The sequence below is a fragment of the Ruegeria sp. YTSC004 genome (assembly GCF_059609805.1).
In genome coordinates, this window is sequence record NZ_JBXWMJ010000031.1 from 1 (window position 1) to 11,080 (window position 11,080).

Below are 11,080 nucleotides of genomic sequence, written 5' to 3' on the forward strand. Positions count from 1 at the left end.
CGCCCATGGAGAGGACCCCAGCTCGTGGGACGCCGACACTCGAGAATATCTGGAAACACTGATAAAGCCCGCGTGATAAGATCAGTGGGGCTTCGACGCCCAACGAGATATCGGCCTTGAACTTCGATTTGGATCGCTTGGTGACGAATGGCGGCTTTGTTGCGAAGGACCGGCTTGGGCTGCCAACCAGCTAATCATGCAAGCTGTAGGGATAGGCAGCTCTGTGCCCTGAGGAGACATAGATAACCTTCTGGTTGATTGGTGAAAAGCAGCCTTTCTGCTAAAATGCAGCCGTGGAAAATGTGGGATGGGAGGAGAAATCATGTCTTGGAATGTTTCAGGGGAACTCGTCGAAACCTGCAATTGCAACATGCTTTGCCCATGCTGGTTCGGACAAGCTGACCTTATGCTCTTGGACCAAGGGTATTGCGCGACGTCCTTGTTGATACGCATTAGCGAGGGCTCTCATGAAGGCGTGGACCTTTCTGGCCAAAACGCGATTGTCTCATTGCATTTCCCCGGGCCGACACTGTTCGACGCCAACGGCACCGGGCGAGTGTACATTGACGAAAACGCCAGCGATGCGCAGGCGGCGGCATTGGAGACTATCTTGCAGGGTGCGTCCGGCGGCGGCATGGAAGTACCGGCAAGCCTGTTGTCGACCTGGCTTCCGACCAAACGCGCCGGGATCAGCGTGACAGAGGCTGAAAGCGAACTAACGGCAAGCGTGGCCGGTGTAGGCGAGATGAAATCCCGCCGTCTGGTCAATGACCTCGGCAACAAGATGAAACTGCAGAACGCCGCGTTCAGCCTCGCCTTCGGTCATGAGGGGCATGAAGGTGATCTGGCTCCTAGTGACGGCACCACCTGGAACGACGCGGATATGCCCGTGACCTGGACAGGCCGGTCGGGTGTGGTCGGACAAGTCGTCTGGGCCGGCTGAGGCCGGGCTGGACCGTCAGGCCATCATAATGAATGCTGTAGGAGTCGCACGACGGGATCGGGTGCTGGTGTTGGCAGCCTTAGTAGCGCTCTCTGCGCTGGCGTGGGCCTATACAATTTACCTCGGGCGAGGTTCGACCTCGATGACGTTGGTCGGTGACGTGGCCATGCCGATGATGATGCAGTGGTCAGCCGCGGACTTTGTCTTCATGCTTATGATGTGGGCGGTGATGATGTTTGCGATGATGCTGCCTTCAGTCACACCCGCCGTAATGATCTACGAACGGGTGCGCGCGAAGCGGGAAGACGCAGGGCGCCCCTTCGTGCCAACGGGCAGCTTTGTGGCAGGGTATCTGTTGGTTTGGCTGGGGTTCTCGCTGGCGGCCACTGTATTGAATTGGTGGCTGCACGCGGGCGACGCGCTTTCCTCCATGATGGGGAGGGTTGCCCCGACCGTGGGCGGCGTGATGCTTATATTCGCCGGGTTGTTCCAATGGACGCCACTCAAGAACGCTTGCCTGGAGCATTGCCGCTCGCCCATGAGTTTTCTGACGGCTCATTGGCAAGAGGGAACCCTGGGTGCCGCGAAGATGGGGCTTCACCACGGGGTCTACTGTCTTGGCTGCTGCTGGATGCTGATGGTGCTGTTGTTTGTGTTGGGCGTCATGAACCTGCCGTGGGTTGCCGTTCTTACAATCGTAGTGGTGGCGGAAAAGACGTTGCCATTCGGGCGGATTCTGAGTCGAGGATTGGGCGTGGTTTTGATTGTCTGGGGCGGGTGGCTCGTCACGCTCGCCTGAGTAAACGTTGGTGCATTCACAGGCTGGATAAATGCCACCGTAGAGCGATCTTCAACACGTCACCGGGCAAGCAATTTCTGCGGGAGTTTAAGTTCCGCTCCGAACCCAAAGCGGAAATAGGGGAACTGGTGTGCTAATCTGTTGCAAGACCATTCAGATTTTCTGGAGTTGACCATGACTCACATCGAACACCTAAAAACAATATGCGAACTTGAAGGGCTTCAGGTCGTCGATGTTGGTGCGGGTGACGGCGTCTATTCGCGAGACTTGTACGCTGCAGGAGCCAAAGTCATCGCAATAGAAATCGATCCGGGCAAAGTTGCTAAGGCCAAAGAAAATTTACCAAAAAACATCGACGTCAGGCTTGGGGCTGCTGAAGACCTACCTCTCGAATCGGGTTCACAGGACCTAGCGTGTTTGTTCTTCTCTCTTCATCACATTCCAGTGGAGGTTCAGCACAACGCTTTCACTGAAATTCACCGCGTTCTTGGAAACAGTGGGCGGTTGCACATCGTGGAGCCCTATCCTTATGGAACAATGTTTGAGGTCATTCGATTGGTAGAAGATGAAACCCTCGTTCGATCTCATTCACACGAAACACTTAGCCACTTGGACGGAGTAGACGGATTTTGGCTGGAAAACAAAAGAGATTACGTCCTTACTCGTGAGTACCCGACTTTCGACGCGTTCCTAAAAAAGATTGTTTGGCCGGATCCAGATCGTTCTAGAGCTTATGCAAAGGTTTCTTCCGACATGGAAGATACATTCAATCGGTCAGTCGAGATCCTTGATGGACAGATCGTGTTACACCAGCCGTGCGCGGCATACCACTTTATCGTTTCAAATTAGCGGCTGTCGTACCGTGAGATCCAGCTCCGTATAGCAATTTCGCCCACAAAGCGATCCTTGGAGATTTTTCCATGAAATCATGGACGCGGCCTTGGATTCGGCAAAGCAATTGGCCAGTAACCTCCGGCAAGCAGCTGCAACTAGCCCAATGCAGACTAGAGTTCGTCCTATCTTAGTTTTTCAAGAAGTTTCAGTCAGGTTCGCGCGAGTGTCGTTGATATACCGCGACAACAAACTTCCGAATGGCTCACTTGGTCAACCGATCTTCCGAGTATACATTCGGGTCGATGATCGCGACTATGTCGCTGCCGCTATCCTCCAAGCCAAGTCTTTCGCACAACCGTGCTGATGCAACGTTGCCCGGAGCAATGCCTGTCTTGAACCCAGTTGCGCCAAGCTTTTCATGAGAGTGTATCATAGCTTTGGCTCCCAAGACTTTTGCTACACCTTCGCCCATGCGTTCAGGCTTGGTCGAAAGTTGCCCCCATTGAGCGCGACGATGCAGCCTACTGCTGGGCGGATGGCACAGAACTGAGCCCGCGGTTGCAACGGGAGCACCTGAGCTGTCAAAGACGACCATCGCAAATCCGGGGCGAGACAATCCGCGCATAACCGGCCCTATTGGCGGTAGAACACCGTGGCTCATTGCGACTTCTGCGAAAGCTTCAAGCCATTCTGGCGGAGAGTCTCGATCAATCACACGTACGGTCAAATCCTCGGGCAACGCCCGTGTGGCAATTATTTTCCGAGCAATGTCAACACAGTTCAGCCCGCCAAGATAACAAGCTATTGTGTCGGTTTTTAATCCCTGACTTTCAATGACTTCTCGCGTCTTTGCCACCTCCTGACGCGGTATGCTTTCTATCGCCGTGATGCCAAGTATTCGAGCCATTGCAACGGCATCATCCAAAGCCCCGCTGTACTCGTTGGCAATTTGAATACCGCGCCCATGGCTACAAAATCGAGGGTCATCACCCAATAGCTGGATAAGATGCTCACCCATGGTCGACATGCGTCGCTGTGCATCACTTCCAAATACTTCCATAGGTTATCCTTTGGGCCGCCGCAAAATGGTTCGACGATGATCGTTTGATATGAGTTGCGTCGTCAAGCGCACGTCAGACGCGAGACCGCGACGAAAAGAGAGTTATTGGTCTAGGGCGAATGTCAACTATGTCCGCAGTGCGGTTACTCACGACAATTCGACGAACGACCGCACCGAGCCCAAAGCGGACACATATTGAATTTCTTGGCCGTATCTACAGAAACCACAACCCATAGGTTGCATGATTACCAGCGCGATCGTCGCTTGGATGCTCCACTTGGCTTGAAAACTAGCCAACTAGAAATGCGGCGCGACGCCAAGGCAAAATTCTCAACATCAATCTGGATCAGTTTATGCAGTTCTGAATTCCATCAAGCAGGCAAGATATTGTGGTTAATCCTGAACAAGTTGGTGGGGTCATAACTACGCTTTATCTTAGACAGTTTCTCGCCATTCTCGCCATACGCTCCGGTCATGTGGTCTGCTTCGTCTTCCGGCATGAAATTGACATAGGCACTACCGCTCGCATGCGGTTGCATCTGGTCGTATAGCTTGCGCGCCCATTCGATACATTGAGCATCCTTGCTGGGGTCCTCCCAACGCGTGTGAACATTCATGATGAAGTGAGCAGATCTTTGGGGATAAGCGGTTGAACCGGCCTCGACGCGCGCCATTGCTCCGCCCACATGGGCAATAAAAACTTCACACGCGGGGTCAGGAAGGCTGGAAATCGCTTCCAAGAGTCCTGAGATTGCATCTGAAGAAAGCGCATCGAAATCATGGCTCTTCCAGTAATTTCTGGCGCCTGGCGTCAACAAAGGATCAAAAGCGGCCTGCCAGTCTACGAATTTGTGAGGAGATATCACATCGGCGATTGGGTCACCTAGTGCGCGTAATGCTGCCATAGCTTTTTCACCTTCCTCCATCGGCCCGCTATAGCAGGCTGCAAAGACCAGCACCTCTCGCCCATGCCACTCAGCTGGCAGAAACGGTAGAGGAGGCGCTTTCCGCATCACGCTCCAGACGGTCAGCTCATCCGGGGAATTGTCTGCAATCGTAGCAAATTCAGCGAGGAGCTCTGGCGCATTTTCTATCGGATGAACTATGAGGCCGGACAGGACATCGGGTCCTAGCTCATGCAGTTGGAATTCAAATGAGGTTACGACACCGAAGTTTCCACCCCCACCGCGGATAGCCCAGAAAAGTTCAGGGTGACTTGTAGGGGATGCAGTTACAATAGCTCCGTCCGCAGTCACGACTTCCGCTGAGAGCAGGTTGTCGATCGTCATGCCAAATTTCCGAGTGGTCCATCCAAAGCCGCCGCCAAGAGTGAGGCCCGCGATGCCCGTGGTTGAGTTGATGCCAACGGGAACGGCAAGCCCATGAGCCTGAGTTTCGCGATCCACATCTCCAAGCAGTGCTCCCGGCGCAACCCGAGCGGTCTTGTTGACAGGGTCGACGTGAACAGATCGCATCTGGGACAGATCGAGCATCACAGTTTCATCTGCGACAGCGTGCCCAGCAATCTGATGCCCACCTGACCGAACTGACATAACGAGGTCGGTCTCTCGCACGAAATTCACTGCCTTCTGCACATCGCTTGCCCCCAGAGCGCGGATCACGAAACCTGGGTAACGTTCGAACATGCTGTTCCACGTTGTTCTTGCGTCTTCGTATTCCGGGGTGCCTTTCTGGTAGACCCCGCCGCGAAGTGATGCATCAAGAGCGTCCAAGGTGTCTTGATGCACAATAGCTGTACTTCCGTCGAGTGTTTTCAGGTCAAACATGCGTAAGCCTCCCAATAGTCAGGTCAGGCTTCTTGCAGGGCTGCCTCAGCTAATTGCTATTTCCGTCGCGTTGTCTCGCGAAGTCGTTTCATTGAGTTGGGAAAAAATGGCTGCCGGTCAGGCGAATATTGCCGGATCAATCCGATCCACGGGTGTTATGACATCGGCAGGAATATTCAGGCGCTCAGCCGCCTTCCTGAGGCTCTCCTCATCAGGGGCTTCGTACAAGCAGTATGTTTTGCGCTTATCTGCACTTAGAAATGAAAATATCCATTCAACGCCGACTTCGTCATTGATTTCTTTGATGTGAATTTTGTCATCATCGCTGACGTTTAGTTGCTCGGCAAAGTTTCGTTCAATTATGTACCTAGGCATAAAGTCCCCCAAATAATTCAAGTGCCTTAACTCGCTACTCCTTCGAGCTTTGACTTTAGGGAAACCATACCCAAATCTTGCGAAATTGCCAACGCTTCGCCTTCCAGTTGAAACGCCTGTTCCACATCCTTCGGGCGTCCCCTTCGCCTCAATGCTGATGCATAAGCTGTCTTGCTGTGAGCGATCCAGGGTGGGCATTTCATGCGAGTGTCAATTTCTATAGCCTTCTGGAACATCATCTCAGCAGCATCCCAGTCTTTCAAAACCGTGCCCAAACTGCCGAGGCGTCGCGCCGCCGCACCTGCGCACACCGTCGTTGCCCCTGCAGTAATCGTCAGTTCTTCGTACGGAGCCAGTAAATCATAGAGCGTCTTGGCATGTTCCTGATGTTCAATGGCGACACATATGTCAGTCAGATAAGATAAGGTCGTTGAATACATAGCGTCGAGTGGAAGATCGAAGCCATTGTCGGCCATTTCATTCAGTATACGTTCAGCGGGTTCCTTGTATCCGAGCTCGGCCGCGATAAGGCCAAATCCTGGTCTCCACGAAATGTCTTCGGGACTGTCCGTCATCAATTTCTTGATCACAGGCGCGACCTCGTGCAGCCGGTTTTGCTCGCGGCGGATAGTGAACATTTGAACCCCGTAGACGCCCTCAACATGCTCCCCATGGGTCTTTCGACCGATCTTCACGGCCTCGGTGGCGTGTTTTTCCGCTTGGCCAAAATCGCCGTCCATAATTGCAACCATGGCCTGTGCGTGTTTCTGAACCCAGTAGAGTTGCAAATGATTGTCCTTTTCCGAAATCTCGGTGAGCAAGCCCAGAGAATGGTCCATCAACTCACGGTCTGCCATCTCGGCACCTACAAACAAGCTGAGAGTCCGGTCTCGACCCTGATCGATACTGCCAAGATGCTCGGCCACACCATGCATAGCCTCCAGATTTTCGCGCCAATGGCGGGTTTCTCTTCCCTTGCGCGCAACAAAGGGTGCTCCAAAATGCATCATCATTACTGAGAACTGGGATTTGTAGTCGCCCAATTTTGCGGCCAGTTCCATGGATTGCTGGCCGAAGCGGGCACCTTCGGAAAACTGACCTACAAACATATGGGCGCGCGCAAGTTGGCTCATCAATCTGCACCGACGGACTTCATCATCATCGGGCAAACCTTTCAGTGCATTATCACAGAGTTCGATCGCCTCGCTGTGCCTTTCGCTGGACATCATGCAAGAGTCAGCGAAGTGATTGGCCGCGTCAGCCGCTAGCTCCACGTTGCTCACCGCCCGGGCCGCGTTGGAAGCGTCCTTCAGAACTGCTATCCCTTCTGGCAATTGGCCCAGACTGTCATGGCTGCGGCCGACTAGAATCTTGCCTTTGATCAATTCTGTATTGGTGTCTGAGCCAAGTTTTTCGGCAGCTCTTAAAGTTTCCTTGGCGTTCGTCATCGCTTCTTGGCTCGCGGATCGCACCAACGCCATTTCTGTCGCAACCTGCCATTTTTCAAACGCGGCACTCCAGTCCTCAGCCTCAGATAGGTGGCGCGCGATAAGTTCAGGGCGGCGCTCAATCTCAGATGACCTTATCCGCATCAAAGCACGCGCCACGTCTGCGTGCTGTTGTCTCCGAGTTGAACTCAACATGGATTGATAGGCGGTATCGCGAATAAGTGCATGGCGGAAAACGAAGTGCCCGCGATTGTGCCCGCTTTCAAAGATCAGGCCTGTTCGCGAAAGCTCTTCGAGGCTTTTGTTGATATCAGATTCTTCAAAGCCTTTCGCGGCACATAGTATGCCCGGCTCAAACTCCCGGCCAATAACCGAACCAGTAAGGGCGACCTGTTTTGCCTCTGGCGAAACTGCGTCGAGCCGCGCCATCAACGCGCCTTTCAATGACGATGGTATGTGGCCTTGCCCCTGCTCGCCGGATTCGACAATGGCTCGGGTCACTTCTTCCACGAACAAAGGAACCCCATCGGTTTTTTCAACTATTGTAGAGATCAGAGCTTCGTCCGGTCTCTTGCCTGTAATATTTTCGACAAGGTTTGAGACATGCGCAGAATCGAAACGGCGCAAAACCAGAGACTGAACGTGTGTGTCCCCATCATCACGGGCCAATTCCCACCCGGGTCTGTGGGTTATCAAGATCATCAGAGGAAGATCGGTGCATATCGACTTAAACCGCTCCAACAATGCTTGTGTGGAAGGATCGATCCAATGAGCATCTTCTACGCACAGCATAACCGGACGTACGCTTGACCGCACCTGCACCGTGTGGATCAATGTTTGGATTGTTATGTCGCGCTGCTCCTGCGGTGACATCTCGAGCACCTTTTGGGCGAGGGCACTACGAGGTGCGACCAACGCTGCAAAGACAGGCAGAACTTGTTCCCAGTCCAACCCTGGTCGTCCTTCAAGCATTTTTCTGACATGCTCAAGGATCAGATTGTCATCAAAGTCCGGTTCAACACCCGCATCCTGGGATATTCGTTGGGCTACCGGATGAAAGGGGCTGCTGCTCAGATAGGGGGAACAGTTCAGCCTTATGACATCGACTTCGTCGTTTTCGGTGATTACAGCAAGGAATTCCTCTGTAAGCCGCGACTTTCCTATTCCGGCTTCACCGGAGAGCAGAACAACGTCTCCGTGGCCATTCTGAGCACGTTGCCATGATTGCAGTAAAATTCCCTTTTCGTAGTCCCGGCCAACCATGACGCTGTCGACATCGTCTCGATGTGAGGCCTGAAACCGGCTTTCCGCGCTGCGTTCTGACATCACTTTCTGAAGACTACGTGGTTCAGCAAACCCCTTAAGCTCTGCCTGCCCAAGAGATTTAAACTCAAATATCCGATGTAAAGCTGTCTCGGTTTCCTCAACTGACAAAACGACTGAGTTTGGCTCTGCATGTTCTTGAATCCGTGCCGCAAGATTGACGACCGGACCAGTCATGGCCGCCTCCTCATATGTATTTTCGCCAATGGTATCGCCGACCACAACATCACCACTCGCAACTCCCAGTCTGACTGACAAAGGCTCTCCGTCAGGTGTTTTGAGTTCTTTGACTCGGTGAACAGACTCAAGACTAGCTTTTACCGCCCGAATTGCGTGATCTTCGAAAGCCCGCGGCCATCCGAAAAACACGAGCAGACCATCGCCCAAATACTTTGCAACGTAGCCACCATATCGGCTCACGGCTCCTGCAACGGCATCTTGATAGTTCTGTAGCAAGTCCCGCATGTCTTCGGGATCAAAGCGATTGGTGAGTTCAGTCGAACCGACAAGATCGGCAAACAAAACAGTTACGTGACGCCTCTCTGCAGTAGGCGGTTCGACATGCTTCTGTTTGCGCGGATCATCACTTTGTGAATTGACTGAGGTGGGCGCTTGTTCATGAGCTGCTTGTGACGGCGAGATTGCGTGCTGTTGGCCGACTAGCTCGTGAATTGCAGCGAGGATGATTTTGCGGTGACCAAGGCTTACTCCGAGCTCTTTTAAGTCGTCGCCAGATAGTAGTGGCAGAACACGCGCATCAATATCGTTTTCCGCAAAAACATCTGCGTACTGACTCAGGTCGAGATCAATTAACCATTTGTCTATTTCAGCCGACATCTTTGGATCATGCTGAGATACGCGGCACTAATCAAGAAAAACGCTTTCAAAATGAACTGACTATTTAATGAATGGCGTCTGCTTTCATTTATCTTCGGGTCACTCTACAATTCCGGCTCTTGCCACCGCGTTCTAGATTTACACGACTGGCTGATTGGCTGCACGCGTTTGATGTTTTGCCTTTGAAGGCGACTTTGTCCGCATTGTGCGAAATTGGCTGGCCTGAGATTTTGCGCTTGCAGCGAACGGCAGGTTCGACGGGCCGCGCCGCGGCATGACAAACTGTGGGTCAACGGCGGGAATGGGCCGGGCGTGACGGGGACGGACGCCATGATTTGGCAGATACGGCGCCGAATCCGATGACTGCTACGAGCCCAGAGCGGACCCAACCATTAGGCAGTCTAAGTCAACTGGTTTTGTAAAACGGTAAAGTAATGGCATGGCGGTGAACTGCGGCGAGTTATGATATAGTTGGCGCAGCTACGACTGACGGAGGATTTCTTGATGCTACGTTTCAGTATCGCCAATTTGTTCCTTTTCCCGGTTCTAACGGTGGCTCTGTTTTCGCAGGTTGCTCAGGCAGATGATATTTTGCAGGCGGCCAGTAATGGTGATGCCGAGGCGCTGGAGGCGTCGCTCGCTGCCGAAGGAAGCGTTGATCCAACCAGTTTGGAGCAGCCTTTGTTCTTCGCCGCTCAATCCGGCCATACCGACATTGTTGCAATCCTTCTCGAACATGGCGCAGATGCCAACGCAGCGCTCGACTTTGGTAGTCCGTTGCAAAAGGCAGCCCGTGGCAACCATGAAAAGATAGTTGAACTTTTACTGAAGGCGGGAGCAGACCCAAGCGCACAGGCCGGCGATAAAGACTATACTCCGCTTCATAATGCGGCCGAGAGAGGCTCACTGGACGCCGCCAAAGTTCTTGTCGCTTATGGTGCAAATGTAAATGCACGAGAGTTTTGGGGTGTGCCGCCGATCCATCTGGCCACAATAAAAGATAAAGCAGAGATGATTTCGTTTCTCTCAGAAAGCGGTGCACAACCAATCGAACCGCCGCCCATATCCGAAACTGAATTGGCGATCGCCGACCTTGAGCTCGGGCGGATTTCAGCGATTGGTTGTACGCAATGCCATATTATCTAAGAAGGAACCGTGCCATCCGGAGCGCACAATCACGGTCCGTCGCTCATAGGTGTTGTCGGACGCACCAAAGCGGGTGTTGAAGGTTACAAATACTCAAACGCAATGGCTTCCCTATCCGGTGATTGGAACATCTCAGAACTCAATCAATTCATCGCCGATCCCGTAGGGCGTGTTCCCGGAACAGAGATGGCATTGATGCCGGATCTATCGGACGCCGAAAGGGTCGCTTTGATTGCGTTCCTTAGCACGCTTCGAGCGCAGTGAGCCAATATCAATACGCTAGTACAGGCAATCGGGCTAAGGTCCGCTTTGTCCGAAACTCGGACATAAAACCTATTTTGCTGAATGCCCGGTCTCGGTGAAAGCAGACATCACACAATATCGACTCGGTTTTTCGACTTAAATGTCTGCTTCCTGCCGGAAACGGTCATTCCCGAAAACCATCGGAAGTTCCGCCTTGCGGACCAAGCCGCCCTCAGATGGTATCGCTTGCATGTCTGCGTTACATTGGAGCGGTCGTCGCCTAGA

General features: G+C 52.9%; 9 protein-coding genes. 5 read left to right on the plus strand and 4 right to left on the minus strand.

All coding sequences use genetic code 11. From position 1 onward, the window contains the following. Positions 1–322: 322 nt before the first annotated feature. The 3 genes from AC2FFP_RS23070 (at position 323) to AC2FFP_RS23080 (ending at position 2,591) form a co-directional block, all read left to right on the plus strand. Complete coding sequence (locus AC2FFP_RS23070) at positions 323–943, plus strand: DUF1326 domain-containing protein (RefSeq protein ID WP_496881562.1); 621 nt, start codon at positions 323–325, stop codon at positions 941–943. A 28-nt stretch (positions 944–971) separates the two neighbouring features. After that, the gene (locus AC2FFP_RS23075) at positions 972–1,742 is read left to right on the plus strand and encodes a DUF2182 domain-containing protein (protein ID WP_496723843.1); all 771 of its coding nucleotides are present in this window, start codon (positions 972–974) and stop codon (positions 1,740–1,742) included. Positions 1,743–1,916: 174 nt separating this feature from the next. Next, positions 1,917–2,591 (plus strand): class I SAM-dependent methyltransferase, encoded by a 675-nt coding sequence (locus AC2FFP_RS23080; RefSeq protein WP_496777538.1) that lies wholly within the window; start codon positions 1,917–1,919, stop codon positions 2,589–2,591. 247 nt (positions 2,592–2,838) lie between these two features. Here AC2FFP_RS23080 and AC2FFP_RS23085 read toward each other — a convergent pair whose 3' ends face one another. From AC2FFP_RS23085 to AC2FFP_RS23100, 4 genes are all read right to left on the minus strand, one after another. Then, the gene (locus AC2FFP_RS23085; RefSeq protein ID WP_496723839.1) at positions 2,839–3,636 is read right to left on the minus strand and encodes a GNAT family N-acetyltransferase; all 798 of its coding nucleotides are present in this window, start codon (positions 3,634–3,636) and stop codon (positions 2,839–2,841) included. A gap of 371 nt (positions 3,637–4,007) precedes the next feature. Then, positions 4,008–5,423, minus strand: coding sequence for an FAD-binding oxidoreductase (locus AC2FFP_RS23090; protein WP_496770910.1), 1,416 nt, complete (start codon positions 5,421–5,423; stop codon positions 4,008–4,010). Positions 5,424–5,540: 117 nt separating this feature from the next. Continuing rightward, the gene (locus AC2FFP_RS23095; protein ID WP_058283661.1) at positions 5,541–5,798 is read right to left on the minus strand and encodes a DUF4242 domain-containing protein; all 258 of its coding nucleotides are present in this window, start codon (positions 5,796–5,798) and stop codon (positions 5,541–5,543) included. Between the two features lie 26 nt (positions 5,799–5,824). After that, positions 5,825–9,406 carry an adenylate/guanylate cyclase domain-containing protein gene (locus AC2FFP_RS23100; protein ID WP_496770912.1) on the minus strand — a complete coding sequence of 1,194 codons (3,582 nt, stop codon included), beginning with the start codon at positions 9,404–9,406 and terminating at the stop codon, positions 5,825–5,827. A 504-nt stretch (positions 9,407–9,910) separates the two neighbouring features. Here AC2FFP_RS23100 and AC2FFP_RS23105 point away from each other — a divergent pair. Beyond that, positions 9,911–10,552: an ankyrin repeat domain-containing protein gene (locus tag AC2FFP_RS23105; RefSeq protein ID WP_496881563.1), complete on the plus strand. Its 642-nt coding sequence runs from the start codon at positions 9,911–9,913 to the stop codon at positions 10,550–10,552. Positions 10,553–10,654: 102 nt separating this feature from the next. Continuing rightward, on the plus strand, positions 10,655–10,816 hold the full coding sequence (locus AC2FFP_RS23110) for a c-type cytochrome (RefSeq protein ID WP_496845043.1): 162 nt from the start codon (positions 10,655–10,657) through the stop codon (positions 10,814–10,816). The last annotated feature ends 264 nt before the right edge of the window (positions 10,817–11,080 follow it).

Coding starts and splice junctions, on each gene's coding strand:
- AC2FFP_RS23070 (WP_496881562.1), top strand. CDS start 323: ATGTCTTGGAATGTTTCAGGGGAACTCGTCGAAACCTGCAATTGCAAC.
- AC2FFP_RS23075 (WP_496723843.1), top strand. CDS start 972: ATGAATGCTGTAGGAGTCGCACGACGGGATCGGGTGCTGGTGTTGGCA.
- AC2FFP_RS23080 (WP_496777538.1), top strand. CDS start 1,917: ATGACTCACATCGAACACCTAAAAACAATATGCGAACTTGAAGGGCTT.
- AC2FFP_RS23085 (WP_496723839.1), bottom strand. CDS start 3,636: ATGGAAGTATTTGGAAGTGATGCACAGCGACGCATGTCGACCATGGGT.
- AC2FFP_RS23090 (WP_496770910.1), bottom strand. CDS start 5,423: ATGTTTGACCTGAAAACACTCGACGGAAGTACAGCTATTGTGCATCAA.
- AC2FFP_RS23095 (WP_058283661.1), bottom strand. CDS start 5,798: ATGCCTAGGTACATAATTGAACGAAACTTTGCCGAGCAACTAAACGTC.
- AC2FFP_RS23100 (WP_496770912.1), bottom strand. CDS start 9,406: ATGTCGGCTGAAATAGACAAATGGTTAATTGATCTCGACCTGAGTCAG.
- AC2FFP_RS23105 (WP_496881563.1), top strand. CDS start 9,911: ATGCTACGTTTCAGTATCGCCAATTTGTTCCTTTTCCCGGTTCTAACG.
- AC2FFP_RS23110 (WP_496845043.1), top strand. CDS start 10,655: ATGGCTTCCCTATCCGGTGATTGGAACATCTCAGAACTCAATCAATTC.